This window comes from Halorubrum ezzemoulense (assembly GCF_004126515.1).
Classification (GTDB): Archaea; Halobacteriota; Halobacteria; order Halobacteriales; family Haloferacaceae; genus Halorubrum; species Halorubrum ezzemoulense.
The window spans coordinates 2,423,054-2,444,893 of record NZ_CP034940.1 but is presented as its reverse complement, the minus strand read 5'-3'; the positions used below and the strand labels follow the sequence as shown (position 1 = coordinate 2,444,893).

The 21,840-nt window shown below is 71.3% G+C and carries 25 protein-coding genes and 1 tRNA gene; 14 read left to right on the top strand and 12 right to left on the bottom strand.

The features are described 5' to 3' along the window. Nucleotides 1–52: 52 nt before the first annotated feature. A complete protein-coding gene (locus EO776_RS12370; RefSeq protein WP_049930471.1) occupies nt 53–517 on the bottom strand; it encodes a universal stress protein in 465 nt (154 codons plus the stop codon). A 120-nt stretch (nt 518–637) separates the two neighbouring features. Next, nucleotides 638–2,221: a heme-binding protein gene (locus EO776_RS12365; protein ID WP_094521007.1), complete on the bottom strand. Its 1,584-nt coding sequence runs from the start codon at nt 2,219–2,221 to the stop codon at nt 638–640. 564 nt (nt 2,222–2,785) lie between these two features. On the opposite strand from EO776_RS12365, the gene EO776_RS12360 reads away from it, so the two are divergent. Next, the gene (locus EO776_RS12360; RefSeq protein ID WP_049930475.1) at nt 2,786–3,391 is read left to right on the top strand and encodes a PadR family transcriptional regulator; all 606 of its coding nucleotides are present in this window, start codon (nt 2,786–2,788) and stop codon (nt 3,389–3,391) included. Between the two features lie 36 nt (nt 3,392–3,427). On the opposite strand, the gene EO776_RS12355 is transcribed toward EO776_RS12360, so the two are convergent. Further along, nucleotides 3,428–4,231 (bottom strand): SDR family NAD(P)-dependent oxidoreductase, encoded by an 804-nt coding sequence (locus EO776_RS12355; RefSeq protein WP_176450693.1) that lies wholly within the window; start codon nt 4,229–4,231, stop codon nt 3,428–3,430. 116 nt (nt 4,232–4,347) lie between these two features. Between EO776_RS12355 and EO776_RS12350 the strand changes: the two genes are divergently transcribed. The 4 genes from EO776_RS12350 to EO776_RS12335 all read left to right on the top strand — a co-directional run bounded on the left by EO776_RS12350 (nt 4,348) and on the right by EO776_RS12335 (nt 7,413). After that, nucleotides 4,348–4,569 (top strand): hypothetical protein, encoded by a 222-nt coding sequence (locus EO776_RS12350; RefSeq protein ID WP_089308289.1) that lies wholly within the window; start codon nt 4,348–4,350, stop codon nt 4,567–4,569. A gap of 212 nt (nt 4,570–4,781) precedes the next feature. Then, nucleotides 4,782–5,807 carry an ABC transporter substrate-binding protein gene (locus EO776_RS12345; RefSeq protein WP_089308288.1) on the top strand — a complete coding sequence of 342 codons (1,026 nt, stop codon included), beginning with the start codon at nt 4,782–4,784 and terminating at the stop codon, nt 5,805–5,807. Continuing rightward, the gene (locus EO776_RS12340) at nt 5,807–6,610 is read left to right on the top strand and encodes an ABC transporter permease (RefSeq protein WP_049930481.1); all 804 of its coding nucleotides are present in this window, start codon (nt 5,807–5,809) and stop codon (nt 6,608–6,610) included. Before EO776_RS12345 ends, EO776_RS12340 begins: the two co-directional genes overlap by 1 nt. Then, entirely contained in the window at nt 6,598–7,413 is an 816-nt protein-coding gene (locus EO776_RS12335; RefSeq protein WP_094521006.1) for an ABC transporter ATP-binding protein, read from the top strand. Before EO776_RS12340 ends, EO776_RS12335 begins: the two co-directional genes overlap by 13 nt. Before the next feature lie 32 nt (nt 7,414–7,445). Here EO776_RS12335 and EO776_RS19025 read toward each other — a convergent pair whose 3' ends face one another. Together EO776_RS19025 and EO776_RS12330 are read right to left on the bottom strand one after the other, a co-directional pair. Next, on the bottom strand, nt 7,446–7,619 hold the full coding sequence (locus EO776_RS19025; protein ID WP_167373077.1) for a hypothetical protein: 174 nt from the start codon (nt 7,617–7,619) through the stop codon (nt 7,446–7,448). Nucleotides 7,620–7,677: 58 nt separating this feature from the next. Continuing rightward, nucleotides 7,678–7,902 carry a hypothetical protein gene (locus EO776_RS12330; protein WP_094494510.1) on the bottom strand — a complete coding sequence of 75 codons (225 nt, stop codon included), beginning with the start codon at nt 7,900–7,902 and terminating at the stop codon, nt 7,678–7,680. A gap of 157 nt (nt 7,903–8,059) precedes the next feature. Between EO776_RS12330 and EO776_RS12325 the strand changes: the two genes are divergently transcribed. Both EO776_RS12325 and EO776_RS12320 read left to right on the top strand, forming a co-directional pair. Further along, nucleotides 8,060–9,220 carry a BMP family lipoprotein gene (locus EO776_RS12325; protein WP_089308285.1) on the top strand — a complete coding sequence of 387 codons (1,161 nt, stop codon included), beginning with the start codon at nt 8,060–8,062 and terminating at the stop codon, nt 9,218–9,220. Next, nucleotides 9,220–11,649, top strand: coding sequence for a methyl-accepting chemotaxis protein (locus EO776_RS12320; protein WP_094521005.1), 2,430 nt, complete (start codon nt 9,220–9,222; stop codon nt 11,647–11,649). Before EO776_RS12325 ends, EO776_RS12320 begins: the two co-directional genes overlap by 1 nt. A gap of 71 nt (nt 11,650–11,720) precedes the next feature. On the opposite strand, the gene deoC is transcribed toward EO776_RS12320, so the two are convergent. Beyond that, nucleotides 11,721–12,368 carry a deoxyribose-phosphate aldolase gene (gene deoC / locus EO776_RS12315; protein ID WP_094521004.1) on the bottom strand — a complete coding sequence of 216 codons (648 nt, stop codon included), beginning with the start codon at nt 12,366–12,368 and terminating at the stop codon, nt 11,721–11,723. A 198-nt stretch (nt 12,369–12,566) separates the two neighbouring features. Then, nucleotides 12,567–12,929 carry an Hsp20/alpha crystallin family protein gene (locus EO776_RS12310; protein ID WP_049930686.1) on the bottom strand — a complete coding sequence of 121 codons (363 nt, stop codon included), beginning with the start codon at nt 12,927–12,929 and terminating at the stop codon, nt 12,567–12,569. Nucleotides 12,930–13,173: 244 nt separating this feature from the next. Between EO776_RS12310 and EO776_RS12305 the strand changes: the two genes are divergently transcribed. After that, nucleotides 13,174–14,514, top strand: a complete 1,341-nt coding sequence (locus tag EO776_RS12305; RefSeq protein ID WP_086220137.1) for an aminotransferase class III-fold pyridoxal phosphate-dependent enzyme — start codon at nt 13,174–13,176, stop codon at nt 14,512–14,514. 24 nt (nt 14,515–14,538) lie between these two features. Here EO776_RS12305 and EO776_RS12300 read toward each other — a convergent pair whose 3' ends face one another. Beyond that, entirely contained in the window at nt 14,539–15,204 is a 666-nt protein-coding gene (locus tag EO776_RS12300; protein ID WP_049930492.1) for a non-canonical purine NTP pyrophosphatase, read from the bottom strand. A gap of 103 nt (nt 15,205–15,307) precedes the next feature. Here EO776_RS12300 and EO776_RS12295 point away from each other — a divergent pair, with 103 nt between their 5' ends. Next, a complete protein-coding gene (locus EO776_RS12295) occupies nt 15,308–15,721 on the top strand; it encodes an SHOCT domain-containing protein (protein WP_049930493.1) in 414 nt (137 codons plus the stop codon). A gap of 30 nt (nt 15,722–15,751) precedes the next feature. On the opposite strand, the gene EO776_RS12290 is transcribed toward EO776_RS12295, so the two are convergent. Further along, entirely contained in the window at nt 15,752–16,783 is a 1,032-nt protein-coding gene (locus tag EO776_RS12290; RefSeq protein WP_049930687.1) for a zinc-dependent metalloprotease, read from the bottom strand. Between the two features lie 130 nt (nt 16,784–16,913). On the opposite strand from EO776_RS12290, the gene EO776_RS12285 reads away from it, so the two are divergent. Together EO776_RS12285 and EO776_RS12280 are read left to right on the top strand one after the other, a co-directional pair. Continuing rightward, nucleotides 16,914–17,987, top strand: coding sequence for a M28 family peptidase (locus EO776_RS12285; RefSeq protein ID WP_094521003.1), 1,074 nt, complete (start codon nt 16,914–16,916; stop codon nt 17,985–17,987). Nucleotides 17,988–18,093: 106 nt separating this feature from the next. Then, a tRNA-Glu gene (locus tag EO776_RS12280) sits at nt 18,094–18,168 on the top strand. A 27-nt stretch (nt 18,169–18,195) separates the two neighbouring features. Here the strand turns inward: EO776_RS12280 and EO776_RS19020 are convergent. Beyond that, nucleotides 18,196–18,342, bottom strand: coding sequence for a hypothetical protein (locus EO776_RS19020; protein WP_158228721.1), 147 nt, complete (start codon nt 18,340–18,342; stop codon nt 18,196–18,198). Nucleotides 18,343–18,492: 150 nt separating this feature from the next. Here EO776_RS19020 and EO776_RS12275 point away from each other — a divergent pair, with 150 nt between their 5' ends. Beyond that, complete coding sequence (locus EO776_RS12275) at nt 18,493–18,957, top strand: DUF302 domain-containing protein (RefSeq protein ID WP_094521002.1); 465 nt, start codon at nt 18,493–18,495, stop codon at nt 18,955–18,957. 21 nt (nt 18,958–18,978) lie between these two features. On the opposite strand, the gene EO776_RS12270 is transcribed toward EO776_RS12275, so the two are convergent. Then, nucleotides 18,979–19,209, bottom strand: a complete 231-nt coding sequence (locus EO776_RS12270) for a hypothetical protein (protein WP_049930499.1) — start codon at nt 19,207–19,209, stop codon at nt 18,979–18,981. A gap of 158 nt (nt 19,210–19,367) precedes the next feature. Between EO776_RS12270 and EO776_RS12265 the strand changes: the two genes are divergently transcribed. Then, on the top strand, nt 19,368–21,266 hold the full coding sequence (locus tag EO776_RS12265; RefSeq protein ID WP_094579956.1) for a helicase C-terminal domain-containing protein: 1,899 nt from the start codon (nt 19,368–19,370) through the stop codon (nt 21,264–21,266). Nucleotides 21,267–21,290: 24 nt separating this feature from the next. Here EO776_RS12265 and EO776_RS19015 read toward each other — a convergent pair whose 3' ends face one another. Beyond that, nucleotides 21,291–21,437, bottom strand: a complete 147-nt coding sequence (locus EO776_RS19015; RefSeq protein WP_158093826.1) for a hypothetical protein — start codon at nt 21,435–21,437, stop codon at nt 21,291–21,293. Nucleotides 21,438–21,543: 106 nt separating this feature from the next. Here EO776_RS19015 and EO776_RS12260 point away from each other — a divergent pair, with 106 nt between their 5' ends. Next, entirely contained in the window at nt 21,544–21,735 is a 192-nt protein-coding gene (locus EO776_RS12260; protein ID WP_017344020.1) for a UPF0175 family protein, read from the top strand. The last annotated feature ends 105 nt before the right edge of the window (nt 21,736–21,840 follow it).

The window sequence follows — 21,840 nt, the reverse complement described above, 5'->3', positions numbered from 1 at the left end:
GAAAACTCCGCCGCTCTCGCGGCGAGCGGCGGTCGCGTCGCCTTCGCGACGCTCAGATCGTCGTCCGCCGAGGGTCCTCGTCGGTCAGCTGTCGGACCGTCAGCACCGGGACCGGGCAGGTCCGGACGACGCGCTCGGCGACGGAGCCGATGAGAAAGCGGTTCTCGCCGTGGCGGCCGCGGGTGCCCATCGCGACGAGGTCCGCGTCGGCAGACCGGGCGTACGCGTCGATCTCCGAGGCCGGACGGCCCTCGCGGACCTCGATGGTCACGTCGAGGTCGCCGTCGCGGTCGTGGGCCGCGTCCGCGACGCGGTCGAGCGCGTCGCTCCCCTGATCGTCGAGCGCGTCGCGGAGGTCCTCCCGGACCGTGTCGGGCGACGACTCCACCTCGCCGGCGTCGACGACGTACACCGCGTGGACCTCGGCGTCGAACCGCGCCGCCACGTCGACCGCGACCGAGACGGCCCGTTGAACGCTGTCGGAGCCGTCGGTCGCGACCACGATGGTGTCGAACATGACCACCCGTTCGCCGCAACGACACCTAAAACCCGGCGGTCGGCGGAAGCGCACGCGGTCGGCGGACACGCCGACGGTTCGCCGCCGACTATGTCTAAAATCCTCGCCAGTCGGGCGCCGCTACGCCAGGAAGACGTGGCGCGGGCGGTCGGCGAGCACGTCGCGGCCCCACTGGACGGTCTCGGAGAACTCGTCGGAGCGGAAGAAGCCCATCGCGTCCTCCTTCGCGTTCCACTGGCTGGCGATGAACATGTCGTTCTCGTCTTCGGTGTTCACCATCAGGTCGGTCTCGACGTGGCCGTCCATCTCGGCGAGCAGGTCGCCCACGTCGTCGAAGGTGTCGACGAACTCCGTCTGGTAGTCGGGCTTGACGGTGTAGAACATCCCCATCGTGCCGAAGCCGGACTCCTCGCCGGCGCGGGCGACGATGTCGGGCAGCTCCGAGAGGAACCCCGCCGCGGTCTCCGCCGCCGACGCGGTGTCCCAGATCGAGACGACGGCGGCGCGGTCGGTGTGGCGCCCCTCGTACACCGCGGTCTTGACGTGGGTGCCGTAGTGGTCGAAGTTGCCGCGGAGCCCCTCGACCTCGTCGAACAGCTCGTCCACGTCGGCCTCGCTGTACAGCACGGTGGCGTACACGTCCTCGCCGTGCGGCTTCCCGGCGTAGATGTCGAGGTCGGCGAGCTCGCCGCGGATATCCTCGTCCGAGGCCCCGCCGTCGCCCTCGTCCTCGCCGTGGGGGTGGTCGCCCTCGCCGCCGGCCTCCCCCTCGCCGTGGGGATGGTCGCCGTGCGCGGAGCCGCCGCCCGCACCCGAATGGTCGTGGCCCTGACCGTGGCCGTGCGCGTCGTCGCCGTGACCGCCCTCGCCGTGACCGCCCTCGCCGTGCGGGTGGCCGGCGCTGTCCTGCTCGGGGACGCGCCCGGTCGGGACCGACTCGCCGCCGAGGAAGGCGTCGAGGTCGCGCGGCGGGAACCGCCGGCCGACGTAGAAGTCGCCGAACTCGCCGTAGCGGGAGGAGGCCGGGTCGAACCGCATCTCGTAGACGATGTCCTTGATGTCGGTCGGGTCCGCGCCGAACAGCGTGACGCCCCACTCGTGGTCGTCGAAGCCGACGGAGGAGGCGATCACCTGCTTGATCTTGCCCGCGTACTCCTTGCCGACCTCGCCGTGGCCCGCCATCAGCTCGGCGCGCTCCTCGAAGTCGAGGTCGTACCAGTTGTGTTCCTCGCCGCGGCGCTTGCTCATCGGGTAGAAGCTGACGTACTCCTCGTCGGGGATGTCGGGCTTCAGCTTGCCCTCGATGTACCGCTTGAGCCCCTCGTCGACGGCGTCGGCGCCCTCCTCGAAGTAGTCGTCCGAGACGTAGCCAGACACCTCTGTGACGGAGACGTAGGAGGTCTCGCGCTCGGTGAACTTCGCGAGCGCGGTGTCCTCGAAGCGGCGCTCGATCGCGGAGAGGTCGTCGAGCGACGGCCGGAAGTGGAGGAAGAGGAGGTCCGCCTTGTGCCCCAGCACCGAGAACAGCGCCGACTCGCCGTCCTCGGCGTCGGCGACCAGCTCGCGGTGTTTCAGGAAGGCCTCGCCCTCCTCGATCGCTCGCTGCCGCTCAGACTCGGGCGCCTCGCGCCAGGCGTCCCAGTCGATCGATCGGAAGTCGTGCAGCGAGAACCACCCTTCGGCGGTCTGTGGAGCCTCGACCATACGTCGGGTTCGGGCCGCGCGACTTAGGGGTTTGCGGGTCGTCCCGACGCGCTGTAATCCGTCGGCTCGTCCCCGGTCGTGCCCGAGTCGAAGCCGGCACCAGTGGTTTCGAAGCCCCAGCCGCTCGGCAGTACGTGAGTTCTTATAACCGGTCGATCGGCACGAACATCCCGAAGCCCCAGTCGGGAGGCGGTCGCACGCTCGCCGCGCTCCTCGTCACTCACTCCGTTCGTTCCTGCGGTGCTCGCGTCGCCTGCGGCCGCCTCCCGACTGCCCCTTCGAGTCCCGCCCGCGACCGCACCTCACACCTCCCCAGCCTCGTCGGGCGCGTCTTCGGGCTCCCGCCGGTCGCCCTCGTCGCGCCCGACCCCCTCGCGCGTGCTCCTCGCGGCCAAGGGCCGCTCGCAGGCACGCGCCACCGCGATTCATATTATTAGCGCATCACACCCGCCCCCGTCCGCTCGGGTCATCGACGCCCGCGAACCGCTCCGGTCGTCGCGACTCGCGCCGCTCGCCGTCGCCGTGACCGAAACCCTTTCGACGCGACCCCGAAAAGTCGGGACGATGCGGAAAAGCGGCCCGCCGAAAGGACTGATCTCGTACCTCGTCTTGGAGCTGCTCGACGAACGCCCGCGATACGGGTACGAGCTGCTCGGCGAGATAACCGAGATCAGCGGCGGCCACTGGGAGCCCTCCTACGGCTCCGTCTACCCGATCCTCTACAAGTTCGAGGAGGAGGGCGTCGCCGAGCGCGTCGAGCGCGCGGACGAGCCCGACCGCAAGTACTTCGCGCTCACCGACGCGGGCCGCGAGGAACTCGCCGAGAAGCGCCGCGAGATCGGCGGCGAGGCGCGGGACTTCGGCGACGTGGTCCTCGGCTTCTACCACCTGTACGCCGCGCTCGCCACAGACGGCCGGTTCGAGGTCGACGACGCGGACGCCGACTGGGCGTTCTCGGAGCGGTACAGCGCGTGGATCGTCGAACAGATGATCCGCCACCACGAGCGCGACTTCGGCGAGTTCGAGCGGATCGACGCCTCCCCAGACGAGTTCTACGCGCGGGCGGACGATGCGGACGCGCCGTCGGAGTCCGGGGGCGCCCCCGGCGAGGCCGAGACCGCGGACGACGCGGAGGAGTCGGAGGGGGCGTCCGGCGCGGCCGACGACTGATTCCCTGGTCGGCGGTGAGCGGCGACGCCCCGCGACTCACCGGTGAAGCAGCCGCCACAGGAGTCCGCCGGGGAGCCCGGCGCGGACGAGCCGGTCGTACAGCCGGCCGGGGAGGACGCGACTGAGCCGCGGTAGCCACCGCGCTCGGCGGCTCACCCGATACCGCGTTCGCGGTCGGTCGGCGGTCGTCGCCGTCACCACGCGCTCGACGACGGTCTCGACGTCCGTGGCCGCCGGGGAGTACCCCTCGAACGCGCGGTAGGCGGCGGCGTACGGCCCGTCGCCGTCGGCGGCCTCGACCGCGGCGGCCGCCCGCTCGTTGAAGCCGGTCCGGACGGGACCGGGCTCGACGAGCGCCACGTCGACCCCGCGGGGCGCGACCTCCCGGCGGAGCGCGTCGACGTAGCCGTCGAGCCCCGCCTTCGCGGCGCTGTACGCGCCGTGGTACGGCAGCGCGACCGACCCGACCATCGACCCGACGACCACGACCCGTCCGCCGCGCTCGCGGAGCGTCGGGAGCGCCGCGGAGACGGTCACGTGGACCGCGGTCAGGTTCGTCTCTAGCTGTCGCCGGAACGCCTCGGCCGAGGCGTCCTCGACTGCCGCGATCTCGTAGCCGCCGACGCAGGAGACGACGGTGTCCAGGGGACGGTCGGCGAGCAGGTCGCGGACGGCGGCCTCGTCGCGGAGGTCGACGACGGCGGTCTCGACCGCCTCGGGCAGGTCGGCGAGCCCGTCCGCGTCGCGGTCGACGCCGAGCACGTCGTGGCCGGCGGCGGCGAGCGAGCGCGCGACGCCGCCGCCGATCCCGCCCGCGGCCCCCGTCACGAGAACGTCCATGACGGGCAGTGCGCGGCGCCCCCAGTAGACGGTGGCGGTTCGCGGCGCCGGCTCCGGGGGCCCGTCTCGACCCGCCGCCCGAAGGCATATATCCGCCACGGGCGATTGTCGGCGTAATGTCCACCAACGAGCCGTCCGTCCCGATCGTGTGCGACGAGTGCGAGACGGAGACCCGCGTGCCCCTCGACGACCTCGCGGACGCGCTCGATAAACACAACGACCAGAAACACGGCGGCGAGGCCGTCGCGGAGGTCGATCCGGCGATCAAAGACCGGCTCGCCGACCTCGTCGCCGAGGACTTGGGGCTGTTCGACGAGGAGCCGGCCGAGGGGGCGTGAGCGCCGCCGCGAGCGACCACCGGGAACCGGAGCGCTCGGCGGCACGCGCCAGCAATATTTGCGTCGTTCGGTGACGAGTGTTTTCGCAGTATCTCCGGTATACGGGGCTTTGAACCCTCGAAACGCCACTTCCGTCGTCTTCCGCCGTCACCGGAACGCGCTTCCGTTGCTGGTGACGCGAGAGTGTTGCCCGCGGGGCCGCTTCCGTAGGTATGTACGACTCAACGCGGACAGCGTCGCGGCGGTCGTTCCTCGCGGCCGCGGGCGGAACTGCGACGGTCGGCCTCGCCGGCTGCCTCGGCGGCGGGAGCGGCGGGCTCGACGAGATCACGGTCGCGCACATGCCGATCTACCCCGACCTCCAGTGGTACGTGATGGAGGGCGAGGGATACTTCTCCGAGGTCGACGCCGAGGTCACCGGCCAGGAGTTCGGCAACGGCCCCGACATCGTTCAGGCGCTCGGCGGCAGCGACATCGACATCGCGATGTTCGGAATCGTGCCCGCGATGATCGCGATCGACCGCGGTATCGCCGCGCGGGTGACCGCCGCGAACATCCGGGAGCCGATGGGGATCATGGCCGAGTCCTCGTTCCACGAGACGTTCGAACAGCAGGGCGCCGACGCGTTCGCGGCGTGGGAGGAGGAGCAGGGCGAACCGTTCACCTTCGGCACGTTCCCGCAGGGGAGCGTCCCCGACGTGCTGTTGCGCTTCTGGCTCCGCGATGTCGGCGTCGACCTCGCAGCGAACGACAGCGTGGAGATCATCGAGATCAGCGGGGCGAGCTCCGTCTGGCAGGCGATTGCCAACGACGAGATCGACGGCACCTCGATCATGGAGCCGGTGCCGACCATCGCGCAGGCGGAGGGGTCGTCGGTGGAGATGCTGCGGACCGCCGCCGAGGTCCTCCCCGGCCAGCCCGCCGCGGTCACCCTGATGAGCGACGAGGTCCGGGACTCCCCGATCGCGGCGCAGTTCCTCGAACAGCACGTCCGCGCGACCGACTTCATCGAGGAGAACCCCGACGCGACCGCGGGCCACGTCGAGGAGGGAATCGGGATGCCAGTCGACCGCGCGCGGAAGGCGCTCGACTCGCCGCTGTCGAACTTCATCACCGACCCCGCCGAGATCACGGACGCGACGCAGGTGTTCGCCGAGTTCGCGGCCGATAACGGCCAGACCGACGAACAGCTGTCGAACGACCAGATATTCGACCTCGGGGTGTACGACTCGCTCTGATGGCGACCGAAACCGCATCGCGCGTCGACGAGGACGGCGCGTTCGCCGGCGTCGGGCTCGGAGACGGGCGGCGGCTCCTCCGGGGCGCCGCGGGGGTCGTCGGGTTCCTCCTCGTCTGGCACGCCGTCTCGCTCACCCAGGATCCGTTCGTGCTCCCCTCGCCGGTCGCGGTCGCCGGGGCGTTCGCCGGCGAGCTCGCGTCGGGAGACATGACGACGGCGCTGTATCAGAGCGTCCGCCACTGGATCCCCGGTACCGTCGCCGGAACGGGCCTCGGCGTGGCCGCCGGCGTCGCGTTCGCTTGGAGCGGCCTGCTGGACGACCTGACGGCGCCGCTCGTCCGCACCCTGCGCCCCGTCCCGCCGCTCGCGCTGATCGGCTTCGCGATCGCCTGGTTCGGGATCAACGACTGGGGCGCGGCGTTCATCATCGCGGTCGGCGCGTTCTGGATCAACTTCTACGCGGCGTACGGCGCCGTGGAGGGCGTGAGCGAGGACCTCCTCGACGTGGGGCGGACCCTCGGCGTCCGCGGCGACCTCGACGCGGTCCGGTCGATCGTCCTGCCGGCGTCGCTGCCGGGGATCATGACCGGGATCCGGACCGGACTGGGACGGTGTTGGATGCTCGTCGTCGCCTCGGAGATATTCGGCGTCCCCGGGGTCGGCCGCGAGATCATCCGCGCCAGCAACAACCTGCGCGTCGACCGGGCGATCGCGTACATCCTCGTGTTGAGCCTGATGTACCTGCTCGTCGACGTCGCGTTCCGCGCGGTCGAACGGAGGGCGTTAGCGTGGCGGGCGTGAACGGAGACGGCGCGGCCGGACGCGACGGGGAGACTCCCCCCACCGCGGCGGCCAGCGTCGCGCTCGACGGGGTCGGGAAGACGTACCCCGGCGACGGCGAGGACGGCTCGGTGCGCGCGCTCGACGACGTGTCCTTCTCGGTCGCCGACGGGGAGTTCGTCTGTCTCGTCGGCCCGTCCGGCTGCGGGAAGACGACGCTGTTCCGGGTCGTGGCCGGGCTGACCGAGGCGACCGACGGTCGCGTCCTCCTCGACGGCACCGAGGTCACGGGGCCGACGACGGACATGGGCGTCGTCTTCCAGGAGTACCACCTGTTCCCGTGGCTCACGGTCGAGGAGAACGTCGGGTTCGGGCTCGAACGGAGCGACCGATCGGCCGCCGAGCGCGAGGCGCGCGTCGACGAGATGCTCGACCTCGTCGGGCTGACCGAGTTCCGCGGCGCCTACCCGAAGTCGCTGTCGGGCGGGATGAAACAGCGCGTCGCCATCGCCCGGTCGCTCGCGGTCGACCCGGACCTGCTGCTGATGGACGAGCCGTTCGGCGCGGTGGACGCTCAGACCCGCGAGATGCTCCAGCGGGAGCTACTCGACGTGTGGGAGTCGACGGGGAAGACCGTCCTCTTCGTCACGCACGACGTCGCGGAGGCGGTGACGCTCGCCGACCGGGTCGTCGTGATGGCCGCCGAGCCCGGCCGCGTCCGCGAGGTCGTCGATGTCGACGTCGAGCGCCCGCGCGACCGCGGCGACGCCGCATTCGCGGAGTACGTCGGCCGCGTGCGAGAGCTGATCGGCGCCCACCCGTAGCCCCGTCCCCTTCGCGCCCGGCGCCTCACACCCTACTCCTCGCCGTCCGCCTGATCCTCGACGCTCGCCGACAGCTCGTCCACGTGGGTACGGAGCATCGCGAGCGTCGCGTCCGCGTCGGCGTACCCCTCGTCGTAGTCGTCGAAGGCGGCCGTCGCCCGGTCGAGAAATCGCTCTACCGCCGCGTCGGTCGGCTCGTCGGTCATGAGTCACGCTCCGCCGGCGAGCGGTTTATGTCTCCCGGCGGGGAGCGCGCGGCGACCGTCAGCGCCGACGGAGGGCGTACGTCGTGTAGCCGACCGCGACGACGAGCGCGCCGTACAACAGCGTTCCGAGCAGGGCGGGCGACGCGGTGACGTACTCGCCGAACGGGTCGGTCAGCGCCAGCACGGCCACGATGAGCGCGGCGGAGATGGCGATCCCGACCGCGCCGAACGCCTTGAACGCCGCGTCGAGGTCGAATCCACGCGATCCCGGTTGGTGGCTCATACCCCTTCGTACGCGCTCAGGTTATAAATCCGTCCGACTGGATTCTCAGCCTCGGGGAACGGTGGTGACCGGACCGCCGGGGCTGTGAGCGCGGTTTACTATTATCATTGATAATTTGCTCCGAGGCGTTTTAGCCCTCGGTCGAAACCGGTGCGACATGACGCAGACGGGACCCACGACGCTCTCTCGACGGCGGCTCGCCGCCGGTCTCGGGGGGGCTGTGGCGGGCGCGCTGGCCGGGTGCCTCGGCGACGAGGCCCCCGGTTCGGCGTCGATAGACACCGGCAACGACGAACCGGCGGACGACGAGGCCGACGGGGGAGACGCGATCCGGAACGCGGCGGACGCCAGCGCGACGGTCGGGATGATCTACGCGCTCGGCGGGCTAGACGACCGGTCGTTCAACGACGCCGCGAACCGGGGCATCCAGCGCGCGCGCCTCGATCACGACGTGGCGTTCGCGAACGAGGAGCCGACCTCGATCCCGGAGTTCGAGACCGCGCAGGACGCCCTCTCGTCGTCGACCGATCCCGCCTACGACCTGATCTGCTGTATCGGCTTCCTCCAGGCGGACGCGCTCTCGACGGTCGCGGGCGAGCACCCCGACCAGCGGTACGCAATCGTCGACTCGGTCGTCGACCGCGACAACGTGGCGAGCTACGTGTTCCGCGAACACGAGGGGTCGTTCCAGGCCGGCCACCTCGCCGGGCTGGTGACGGACCGCGACGTGTCCGTCGGCGCGGGGTCGACCGTCCCCGACGAGCGGACCGTCGGCTACGTCGGCGGCGTCGACTCGCCGCTCGTCCGCAAGTTCGAGGCCGGCTACCGCGCCGGCGTCGACCACGCGACCGCGGACGTGTCGGTGCTGTCAACGTACCTCGGCGCGTTCGACGACCCCGAGGGCGGGTACGCCGCCGCCGCGGAGATGTTCGAACAGGGGGCCGACGTGGTGTACCACGCGGCCGGCGGGAGCGGACTCGGCGTGTTTCAGGCGGCCCAGGAGTACGGCCGGTACGCGATCGGCGTCGACTCCGACCAGTCGCGCAGCAACCCGCGGTACGCCGACGTGATCCTCGCGTCGATGGTGAAGCGGGTCGGCACCGCGGTGTACGACGCCGTCGAGGAGACGATCGACGACGACCTCGCCACCGGCTCCACGACGGCGCTCGGGCTCGCCGAGGACGGCGTCGCGCTCGTCTACGGTACGACGCTCGGGCCGGTGATCCCCGACGACGTGCGCGCCGCGATCGTCGACTCCGGCGAGCGGATCGTCGCCGGCGACCTGTCGGTCCCCACGGACCCGGAGGCGGTGAACTGATGGCACCCGACTCGTTCGAGCGCCTCGTGCGCGCGGTCGGGCGGCTCCTCCCGAACGCGGTGCGCCGCCGGTACGCCGCGAAGTTCGCGCTGGCGTTCCTCGTGGTCGCGGCGGTCGTCGTCGCCGGGGGCGCGTTCACCTACCTCCAGACCGAACAGACCGTGGAGTCGGACACGACGACGCAGCTCGCCGAGACCGGCGGCCTCCAGGCCGACGCGATCGGGTCGTGGACCGAGCGGATGAGCACCGAGACGCGGTCGATGTCGGCGGCCGACGCGCTCCGGTCCGACCGGCGCGCGCCGGCGTACGTGCTGTTGAAAGACCAACTGCTCTCCGAGGACATCGTTAGTATCCACCTCGTCGACGCGGCGCAGGACCGGGTCGTCGCCAGCACCGAACGCCCCTTAGAGGGGCGCGCGCCGAGCGACCTCGACGCGCCGTGGAGCGACGCGGACGTCCCCGAGGGGGTCGGCGAGGACGACCGGGTCTGGCGGTCGGACCGCTCGTACCGGTCGCCCGTGCTCAACGACCGCCCGGTGATGGCGTTCGCCAGCTCGGTGCCGCGGGCCGACGGCCGGTACCTCGTCGTGGTCACCCGCATCCAGCCGCAGCTCGAACGCATCCAGAACAGCGACACCGGGGAGGAGACGATGATCCTCAACGCCGCCGGGCAGACCGTCCTCGACATCGACGGCACGGTCGACGAGGCGGAACACGCCGACAGCGTCGAGGCGATCCGGGAGGGCAACGCCACGACCGCGACGCGGATCGGCGACGGTCAGGTCCACGCGTACGCCTCCGTTCCCGACACCGACTGGGTGGCCGTCACGAGCGTCGACCAGTCGACCGCGTTCGCCGTCCGCAACGACGTGGGGAACTCCGTGCTGCTCCTCATCTTCCTCACGCTCGCGTCGCTGGGCGTCGTGGGCGCCGTCCTCGGAACTCGAACGGTGCTCCCGCTCTCGCGGCTCCGCAACCGCGCCGAGCGGATCGAGTCGGGGGACCTCGACGTCGACCTGTCGACCGGACGGATCGACGAGATCGGCCGCCTGTTCAGGAGCTTCGGGGAGATGCGGGACTCGCTTCGGGACCGGATCGCCGAGGCCGAGACCGCCGCCGACGAGGCCGAGGCGGCCCGCGAGGAGGCGGAGGCCGTCACCCGCGACATGGAGGCGCGTGCGGCCGACTACAGCGAGGTGATGGGCGCGGTCGCGGACGGTGACCTCACGCGCCGGATGGACCCGGACGCGGACCGCGAGGCGATGCGCGAGATCGCCGAGGAGTTCAACGACATGGTGGCCCAGCTGGAGCGGACTACCGCGCGGGTCGCCGCCTTCGCCGGCGAGGTCGACGGCGCGAGCGCGGAGCTCGCGGCCGGCGCCGACGAGGTCGAGACCGCGAGCGGGACCGTCAGCGAGCAGATCCAGGAGATCGCCGACGGCGCGATCAGTCAGGACGAGCGCCTCGACGAGGTGAGCGACGAGATGAGCGACCTCTCCGCGAGCATCGAGGAGGTCGCCTCGTCCGCCGCGTCCGTCGCGGAGACCGCCGAGGCCGCCGCGGAGCGCGGCGAGTCCGGCCGCGAGGCCGCCTCGGAGGCGCTCGACGAGATGGACGCGATCGAGGCGCGCTCCGCGGCCGCGGTCGAGCAGATGGAGGCGCTCGACGAGCGCATGGACGAGATCGACGAGGTGGTGGAGTTCATCACCGACGTGGCCGAGCAGACGAACATCCTCGCGCTGAACGCCTCGATCGAGGCCGCCCGCGCCGGCGAGGCCGGCGAGGGCTTCGCGGTCGTCGCCGACGAGGTGAAAGAGCTCGCGGAGGAGACGCAGGAGGCCGCCGCCGAGATCGAGTCGCAGATCGCGACCGTCCGCGAGGAGACCGACGCGACGGTCGATGACATCCGCGAGACAAACGAGCGGATCGACGAGGGGGCGGACACCGTCCGCGAGGCCTCGTCGTCGCTCGAAGCGGTCGTCGACGCCGTCGAGGAGACGAACCACGGCGTTCAGGAGATCAGCGAGGCGGCCGAGGACCAGGCGCGGTCGACGCAGCGCGCGGTCGAGGGCGTCGAGGACGTCGCCGAGGTGAGCGGGGAGGTCGCCGCCGGCTCCGAGCAGGTGTCCGCCGCCGCAGAGGAGCAGACCGCGACCGTCGCCACCATCGCGGAGAACGCCGACCGGCTCCGGGGACAGGCCGAGTCGCTCTCCGAGTCGGTCTCCACCTTCGATGTCGACGTCGACCCCGAGGAAATCGAGGGCGCGGAGTCCGACGGCGTCGACGGGGCCGAGGGCGACGACGCGGTCGGAGGCGACGAGCGACGCGACGCCGGGAACGGGACCGTCGGGGACGCCGACGGATCGCCGTCCGGTGACGGGCTCGCCGCCGACGGCGACGGGCGCCCCCCGTCGTCGGACGAACGTTAGCCCTGCTTCGGGCTCGCTATTGACGAACGAGCGCGAGGGCGACCTTTCGACTGCGTACCGACGAACGAGCGTTACTCCCCGCTCTCCGGGTGTCCCTCGACGATAGCCACGCCGGACGACGCGCCGATCCGCACCGCGCCGGCGTCGAGCATGGCCGTCGCCTCCTCGTAGGAGCCCACGCCGCCGGAGGCCTTCACGGGAAGGTACTCGCTCATCAGCTCCACGTCGGGGACGGTCGCGCCGCCGTCGGCGAACCCGGTCGACGTCTTCACCATGTCGGCGTCGGCGGCGACCGCGGCCTCGCACGCGCGGCGCTTCTCGGCGTCGTCGAGGAGGGCGGTCTCGATGATCACCTTCACCGGGACGGGCACGGCCGCGACGACGTCCGCGAGCTCGTCGGCGACCGCGCCGCCGTCGCCGGCCTTCAGCCGGCCGACGTTGATCACGAGGTCGACCTCGTCCGCGCCCGCCTCCCACGCCGTGACCGCCTCGTCGCGCTTGACCGTCGGGTCGTGTTGCCCATGCGGGAACCCCACCACGGTGGCGATCGCCGCGGGCTCTGCCTCATACTCGGCCGCTTCGGCGACGTAGCACGGCGGGATACACGCGTTCATCCCGTGCGCGGCGGCCTCGTCGAGAACGGTCCGCACGTCGTCCCAGGTCGTCTCCGGACCGAGGACGGTGTGGTCGATGCTGGCGGCGAACTCGTCGCGGTTCATGGGTCGACCGTCGCGCGCGGCAGTAAAAGGCGTGCGGGGTCGGCGCGACCGACTTGACGACCGGTCGCTCCGGCACGAACGGGAGCGCGTTCGGAACAACGCGGGAACGGAACTCGCGGGGAGGGGGCCCGGCGCGATGCCGGTCCGTCGCGACTACGGGGCTCGGAGACCGAGGGTCGCGGGCCGAGCGCGGCGGCGTCAGCTCTCGATCTCGATCTCCGTGCCGCTGACGGCGCTCTCGACGGTCACGGGGAGCCGCACCGTCAGGATGCCGTTCCGGTATTCGGCCTCGATACCGTCCTCGTCGATCGCCTTCGGGAAGCGGAACCGACGGTGGTACGTCCGCCGGGTCCCGCGGTGTTCGTCCTCGTGTTCGCCGGCGACGTTAAGCACGCCGTCGTTCCACGAGGCGGTGATCTCCGACGGGTCGAACCCCGGAAGCTCGACCGACAGGACGAACTCGCCGTCCTCCTCGTACAGTTCGTAGTCGTTGCTACCGGATTCGAACAGTCTGCTCGGGAAGTCGAGTCCCTGTGTCCACGTGTTTGCTGGCTCGAGCATGGGCATCGCTGACCACCTCGAACTCATCCAATTATAGGGTTGCGATTCTATAAAAATCTAACGCATCTTGGTGTTGAGTCTCACACAACGGTCGACGGCCCGTCCCACCGAGCGGCGCTCCGTACAACTGCGCCGACGGATCCGGTCGCCGTCTCAGGCGCCGTCTGGCGAACAAGAGTTAGAGATTTCTCCAACGTTCGCGCGTTCGCCACGAATTTATTCCGTCCGCGTGCCACCGGGAGGCATGGATCGCGACACCGCCACGCCTGCCGTCGCCGACCTGCCGGGCGAGCGCGCTCGCGAGTGGGTCGATTACCACCACGAGTCGGCCGCGCCGAGCACCTACGTCTACGAGTTCGTCTGGGACCGCACCGCCCCCGCCGAGGGCCCGTTCTGTACCGACGTCGACGGCAACGTCCTCATGGACTTCACCAGCCACGTCGCCGCCGCGCCGCTCGGGTACAACAACCCGCTGATCATGGACCGGCTCGCGGAGTTCGACCTTGTCGACCCGCTGAAGATCGCCGGGCAGGACTTCTACGCGGCGGGCGGCCCCTCACCCGGCGACGGGATCCCCGGGGCTTCCGGGCTCATGGACCGCCTGACGGACCTGACGAGCCACTACGACATGGACACCGTCTTCCTCTCGAACTCCGGCGCCGAGGCGGTCGAGAACGCCATCAAGATCGCGTACGACGCCTCGGACGGCGCGAAGTACGCCATCACCTTCGACGGGGCGTTCCACGGGCGGACGCTCGGCGCGCTCTCGCTCAACCGCTCGAAGTCCGTGTACCGCCGCGACTTCCCCGAGGTCAGCGGCGTGATGGACGTGCCGTACTGCGACGACCGGACCTGCTCGCCAGAGACCTGCTCGTGCGGCTTCTTCGCCGACGGCGTCTCCCGGCTCCGCCGGAAGCTCGACCCGGAGCGCGGGAACGTCCACCCGGACGACGTGGCCTACCTCATCCTCGAACCGATCCAGGGCGAGGGCGGCTACCGCTTCCCCTCGGACGCGTTCACCGACGAGATCGCGGCGCTCGCCGACGAGCACGACATCACGGTCATCGCCGACGAGATCCAGTCCGGGGTCGGCCGCACCGGCGAGATGTGGGGCTCGGACCATTACGCGTACGACCCCGACGTGATCACGAGCGCCAAGGGGCTCCGCGTGGGCGCGACCGTCTCCCGGAGCGACGTGTTCCCCGAGGAGAGCGGCCGCCTCTCCTCGACGTGGGGCGCCGGCGACCTGATCGCCTCCGCGCAGGGCGCGCTCACGCTCGACGCCATCGAGGAGGCGGACCTCATGGACAACGCCGTCGTCCGCGGTCGGCAGTTCAAGGAGACGCTGCGCGACGCCGACCTCGACCCCGTCGCGGACGTCCGCGGGAAGGGACTGCTGCTCGCTGTCGAGTTCGACACGAAGGAGCGCCGGGACGCGGTCGTGGAGAACGCGTTCGAGCGCGGGCTCCTCACGCTCGCGTGCGGCCACAAGGTCCTCCGGATCCTCCCGCCGCTCGACGTCACCGAACGCGAGATCGACCTCGGCTGCGACCTCCTCACCGACGCGATCGCGGACACGGCCTGAGCCGCCGGGGAGAGAAACCGAGCCTCAGCGGTCCGCGTACCACTCCGCGAACTTCTCTAAGGCTCGCCCGCGGTGCGACACCGCGTTCTTCCGGTCGGTGTCCATCTCCGCGAACGTCTCGCCGTCGTGTTCGAAGATCGGGTCGTAGCCGAAGCCGCCGTCGCCCCGCGGCGCGACGATCCGGCCCGGGACGTACCCCTCGAACAGCTTGACCGGGAGCGGCTCCGCGCCGGCTCCGGCCGCGCCGCCCTCGCCGTCGCTCCCGCCCTCGCCCGCCGCGTCCGGTCCCGCCGCCGCGGCCGCGTCGCGGTCGCCTTGGTCGACGGGGTCGGGGCTCGCGGCGAACCCCTCGCCGTCGCAGTAGCCGAGCGTACACCGGAAGGCGGCGCGGCGGTCGTCGAGTTCGCTCGCGACCTCGTGGACGCGCTCGATCCCGAGCGTCTCCTCAACGTACGAGGAGTACGGGCCCGGGAACCCGTCGAGCCCCTCGACGAACAGCCCCGCGTCGTCGACGAGGACCGGGGCGTCGGCGTGGCGGTACGCCTCCCGGGCCCCCTGGGCCGCGATCGGGCCGAGGTCGTCGGCCTGGACCTCCGTGTAGTCGAAGTCGAGTCGCTCCACCGAGCCGTCCGGGAGGTACCGCTCCGCCTCGCGGACCTTCCCCGGGTTCGTCGTCACGTACCTGAGCACGGATCCACGTGGGTGCGCCCGCGAGGAATAGCCGTCGGTCGCCCGCAGGGAATCGACCGACTCCGGCAGTACGTTTTTGTCGCCTCGGCGACAGCAGTCGCGCATGGCCCTCCCCACGTTCGAGAAGAAGCGGCTGATCGGTCTCATCGCGATCCTCTCGTTCGGGCTCACGTCGCTGTCCGCCGTCCTCCTCCCGAGCCCGGTGGCGCCGCTCGGACCGGCGATTTTCATCACCGGCTTCTTCATCCTGATCCCGCTGGTGGTGGTGCTCGGTGAGGACTTCCCGCTCGTCGCCGCGGACGATGCCGACGCAGGATCGGCGTCTCCTTCCGCCGAACGACCGGTGGCGGCGCTGCGGGAACGCTACGCGAACGGCGAGATCGACGAGGCGGAGTTCGAGCGGCGGCTCGACCGGCTGCTCGCGACCGAAGACCTCGACGAGCGGTTCGAGCGAACGTCCGCCGGGTTATCCGACCGGTCCGGCGAGAACAGAGCACGCGAGTACGAACTGGAGTGACGCCGGCCGGCCCGACGCGGCAACTCCCGCTCAGGGGTCGACGCGGACGATCCACGCGTCCGGGTCGTCCAGCTCGTCACCGGTCGGGAGGTTCTCGGCGCGCTCCCACACCGCGCCCGCGGCCTCGATGCCGCGCTCGTCGGCGACGTGCCGGAAGAACGCGGCCCCGCGCTCGTACTGCCGCCGCTTGAGGCCCAGTCCCAGCAGGCGCTGGGCGAGCCGCCGCACCGGGCCGCCCCCGCCTCGACGCTCGTCCAGCTTCGCCCGGAGGTCCGCGTACTCGCCGTCGAACGCGCGGTCCATCAGGACCTCGGCGTACCCCTCGACCGCCGTCATCGCGGCCTGGAGCTCCGCGAACGCGTCGGGGTCGAGCCCGCGACTCACGCCCCCTTCGCCGCCGACCATCCCCTCGACGCCGCGCTCGACGCGCGACTCGAGGTACTCCGGGAGCCACGGGGCCGCGCCGAACTCGGCGGCGTGGGTCACCTCGTGGAACGCGATCCACCGCCGGAAGCGGGGGTAGTCCACGTCGAGCGCGCTCGCGACCGCGACGATGTTCGGGTGAACGAAGTAGAGGCCGTGGTCGGCGTCCGGCTCGTCGGCGAGGAGGAGGGGGTCGTACTGGCCGAGGACGTTCCGCGAGAGGAAGCCCAAGGCGAACGCCATCGACCCCGTGTTGGCGACTCGGCTGACGTCCTGCGCGAACGCGGGGCCGCGCTTCGCGGGTGTCGCGTCGAACGTCCCGTCGGGTCCGCCGGGGTCCGCCGCGGCCGCCTCGATCGGGTCCATCACGCGCCGGAACGTGCCGACGCTCGCGTCGATCCAGTGGTGGCGGTTCTGTACCTCGACGGTGTCGGGCACGTCGAACTCGATCCCGGCGACCTCGGTGAGCCGCGAGCGGGCGTCGCGAACGTCGGCGGCGTACCCCGCGCGCTCCGCGTCGGAGATCGCGATCGATCCGGGGTCCGTGGCCTCCTTCGCGGCCGACGCGGCCCGATCCCAGTCGACGACGCCCGGTCCCTCGGCCTCGGCGACGGCCCGGACGCTTCGGAGGATGTCCATACGGACCGGACGTGCGGGCGACTCAAAGCGCTTGTGTCGACCGATCCGCGCCCCGGCGGACTCGCCGGCGGTCCCGGCGCCGAACGCCGACACCGACGTTTTCTTCCCGGCCGCCCCACAGCCACCGAGCATGGACGACACGCGCCGCGCGTTCCTCGACGACCTCCTCGCGACGCCGAGCCCCTCGGGCTTCGAGACGGCCGCCCAGCGCGTCTGGACCGACTACGTCCGCGCGTTTGCGGACCGGGTCGACACCGACTCGTACGGCAACGCCGTCGCGGTCCACGAGGGCGACCCGGACGCGCCGACGGTCGCCGTCACCGGCCACGCCGACGAGATCGGGTTCATCGTCCGGGACGTGCTCGACGACGGCTTCCTCCGGATCGGGCGGATCGGCGGCGCCGACCGCACGGTCTCGAAGGGCCAGCACGTCACGGTCCACGCCGACGAACCCGTTCAGGGCGTGATCGGCCAGACCGCGATCCACCTCCGTGACGGCGACGAGGAGTACGAGGATATCGCTGGGCAGTTCGTCGACATCGGCGCCGCCGACGCCGACGCGGCACGCGACCACGTCGAGGTGGGCGACCCGGTCACGTTCTCGACCGGGCTCCGCGACCTCGTCGGCGACCGGATCGCCGCCCGGGGGGTCGACAACCGGGCCGGCGCGTGGGCGGCCGCGGAGGGGCTCCGGCGCGCCGCCGAGGCGGACGTCGACGCGACGGTGTACGCGGTCTCCACCGTTCAGGAGGAGGTCGGGCTCCAAGGTGCGCGAATGGTCGGCGTTGACCTCGACGACGTCGACGCGTTCGTCGCGGTCGACGTCACCCACGCGACCGACAACCCGGACGTCGACCGCGAGCGACGCGGGCCGGTCGAACTCGGCGCCGGCCCGGTGATCGGCCGCGGGAGCGCGAACCACCCGGTCCTCGTCGACCTCGCGCGCGACGCGGCCGCCGACGCCGGCGTCGACGTCCAGATCCAGGCGGCCGGCACCCGGACCGGGACCGACGCTGACGCGTTCTACACGGTGCGCGGCGGGACCCCCGCGCTCAACGTCTCGATCCCGAACCGCTACATACACACGCCGGTAGAGGTGATCGACACCGCCGACCTCGACGGCGTCGCCGACCTCCTCGCGGCGCTCGCCGCGGCCGCGGGCGACCGCGAGGGGGCGACGAATCCGTTCGCCGTCGACGTCTGAACCGGCCGCCGTCGGTCCGCTCGGCACGACAAACCGGGGCACGGCGGCGTCGAAACGGAACTGTTTTACAATCGTCTTTCCTACCGTCAATTGCGACGAAGGACGTGCTCTGGTGGTGTAGTCCGGCCAATCATATCACCCTCTCACGGTGATGACCTGGGTTCAAATCCCAGCCGGAGCATTTCTCTCTCGATGCGACCGAACCCGATCAGTACCGGCCGTACTCGACCGCCCGCCGTCGGTCGACGCACCGCTCCGCCTCCGTCGGTCGACGCATCGCTCCGCCTCCGTCGGTCGACGCATCGCTCCGCCTCCGTCGGTCGACGCATCGCTCCGCCTCCGTCGGTCGACGCATCGCTCCGCCTCCGTCGGTCGACGCATCGCTCCGCCTCCGTCGGTCGACGCATCGCTCCGCCTCCGCCGGACCGATCGGCCACCGTTCGAGGTAGCGGCAGGTGTTGAGACGGCGTCCGGGTTTTAGCTGGCGGCGCGCGAGCCACGGCGTATGAGCGACGCCGCACGCCCCGCCCCCACCGCCGACGAGGCGCTCCACACGACCGTCGACCTCCCCTTCGAGGACGCGGTGCCGTTCGTCCAGCTCGAACACGAACTCGCCGACTTCGAGACCGTGCGCGTCACGCGGCTCGACGAGATGATCGAGGGGATGCTCGGCCACGACGACGCCGAGCGGACCGCGCTGATCGTCGTCTGTCACCCCGAGATCGCGTCCGACGCGCTGCGGATCGACCCGACGCTCGCCGGTATGCTCCCCTGTACCACGGTCGTGTACGAACGCGCCGGCGACGACCGCGTCCACGTCCACCACGTGTCCGCCACCAAGGCGATCCGCGACCTCGGCTGCGCGTCGGCGGTCGGGGCCGACGAGGGCGCGGTCGAGGACCTCGTGGCGAAGACCGGCGAGCTGATGGCCGTCGTCTGGGAGAACATCGAGCGGCACGGCCGGGAGTAGCCTCGGACGGCTCGGCCGCGCTCACCGGTTCAGCCGCCACCGGATCACCGCGGCGGCGACGAGGACCGTCCCGAACGTGACGACCCCGGAGATCAGCGCGCCGCGGGCGCTGTTCGCGCCCGTCGCGAACGCGCTCACCGACGCGGAGCCGCCGACCAGCGCCGCCCCGCCGGCCACCCCGCCGAACCCGATACAACAGAGGCTCAACAGGCCGACTGCGGACAGCGACCCGAGGATCCCGTCGTCGCTCATCGCTTCCCTCACCGCGGGCGACGGGGAAATAGGTGGTGGGGTCGGGCGCGACTGGCGCCCCGTCGTCGGGGGGGCGGCCGGCGTCGCTCGTCGGCGTCCCGCGGCCGTGGTCGCCGCCCAAGCGAGGGTTTAATTCCGACAGCGCGCGAGGGCGTCGTGTGGACCCGAGCCGGATCCCCGCCGAGTTCCCCGCCCCGAGCTTCCGCGGCGCGCAGGAGCAGGCCCTCGCCGACATCCGCGACGCGTTCGCCGCCGGTAACCGCGTCGTGCTGGTGCGCGCGCCGACGGGCAGCGGCAAGTCGCTGCTCGCCCGGGCGATCATGGGCGCGGCCGAGACCGCGGGCGAGGCGGCCCCCAGCGAGGCGACCGGCGCGTACTACACCACCCCGCAGGTGTCGCAGATCGACGACGTGGAGGCCGACGACCTCCTCGACGACCTCGCGGTGATACGCGGGAAGTCGAACTACGACTGCGTGCTCCCCGGCGAGCACGACACGCCCGTGAACCGCGCGCCCTGCGCGCGCCAGCAGGGGTTCGACTGCTCGATCCGGCACCGCTGCCCGTACTTCTCTGACCGGGCCATCGCGTCCGGCAACCGCTTCGCGGCACAGACGTTAGCGTACTTTATGCGCACCGCCGGCTCCGAGGTGTTCCGGAAGCGCGACGCCGTCGTGATAGACGAGGCGCACGGGCTCGCCGAGTGGGCCGAGATGTACGCGACGATCGAGATATCGCCCGACCGCGTCCCGGTGTGGGACGACGTCGGCGTCCCGGACGTCGCGGCCGACGCCGGCCCCGAGGAGGACGCGGTCGACCGGACCGCGCGGTTCGTCGAGACGCTCCGCGACGTGGCGATCCGGGCGAAAGACGAGCTGGTCGGCCGCCCCGAGCTCGACCGCGAGGAGGTCGCCCGGCGCGACCGGCTCCAGGAGCTCATAAGCGAACTGGGCTGGTTCCTCGAGGACTATCGCGACATCGAGTCCCCGACCTCGTGGGTCGTCGACCAGCCGGGCGGCGAGGGGTCGGCCCTCGATATCAAACCGCTCGACCCCGCCCGGTACCTCCGGCACACCGTCTGGGACCGGGGGAACCGGTTCGCGCTGCTGTCGGCGACCATCCTCTCGAAGGAGGCGTTCTGCCGCGGCGTCGGGCTCGACCCCGCCGACGTCGCCCTCGTTGACGTCGAGCACACGTTCCCGCTCGCGAACCGCCCGCTGTACGACGTGACGCAGGGGTCGATGACGTACGAGAACCGCGACGAGACGGTGCCGAAGATCGCCCGGCTCATCGTCCGGCTGATGGCGGAACACCCCGACGAGAAGGGGCTGATCCACGCGCACTCGTACGACATCGCCGAGCGGATCACCGAGCGGCTCGGCGAGTTCGGCGTCGCCGCGCGGGTCAGGCGGCACGACAGGCAGAACCGCGACGCCGAACTGGAGGCGTGGAAGGCGAGCGCGGACCCGGAGGTGTTCGTCTCGGTGAAGATGGAGGAGGCGCTGGACCTGAAGGGCGACCTCTGTCGCTGGCAGGTGGTGTGTAAGGCGCCGTACCGGAACACGAACGACTCGCGGGTCGCCCGCCGGCTGGCGGACGGGCAGTGGGCGTGGTACCACCGGACGGCGCTGCGCACGGTCATCCAAGCGTGCGGGCGAGTCGTCCGCGCCCCGGACGACTACGGCGCGACGTACCTCGCCGACGACTCGCTGCTCGACCTCTTCGACCGCGCCGCGGCCGACACGCCCTCGTGGTTCCGCGATCAGGTCGACGCGATGACGACCCCGTCGCTCCCGGCGTTCGACCCCGACGCGGCGCTGGCGGGTATCGACGCGTCGGCAGCGAACGGTGCGCGGAGCGGACGGCGGCGGCGCCGCCGCTCGGGTGGGTCGAGGGGTTCGGATCGCTCGTCGCCTGCCGACGGCGATTCCTCGGTCGGCGACGGGGACGCGACCGCCGACAGCGGAACGACCGACGATGAGTCGGTCCGGACCCGCTCCGAGCGGGACGCGGAGCGACGGCAGAACCACCCGCTGTCGGACGTGTGGGGCGACGGCTGACGAGGCGCTATCCAGACGCGGCCGTCACAGCAGCGAGACGCCGTACGCGACCATGGAGCTCACCATGAGAAACGCGAAGAACAACGCCATGAGCTGTTGTCTGTCCATATCGGCGTTCGACCGCAGAGGCGTATAACTCCTGCGGGCGAGCGACGACGGCGCGTGCGTCATATTACCACCTCCGAGCCGATCGTTCGCCAATATATATCGTATAAGGTGTATCAGGGGCCTGAATGAAGTAGTAACCTTCATAATCCCTCACGCGACTACTGGATGTATGGCCACGAACGGGCTGTCGAGTGCGCTGACGCTGTACGGTGCGCGAACCCTGACGCTGTCGCAGGCGGCCGCACAGGCAGGGCTCAGCGAGGCCGAATTCATCGAGCAACTCGAACGCCGCGGCATCGAGGTAACGGAGTCCGAGCGCGCCGCCGCGCTCGGCCGCGAGCAGCCCGCCCGCGCCGACTGAGCGGTGTCCCCCGCGGTCGGGGATGCCGACGCGTCGACGGTTTTCGCGACGCCGTCTCACGAACGATCAGTTCTACGGCCCTCCAGCCGTCCTCGTAGCGCGTTC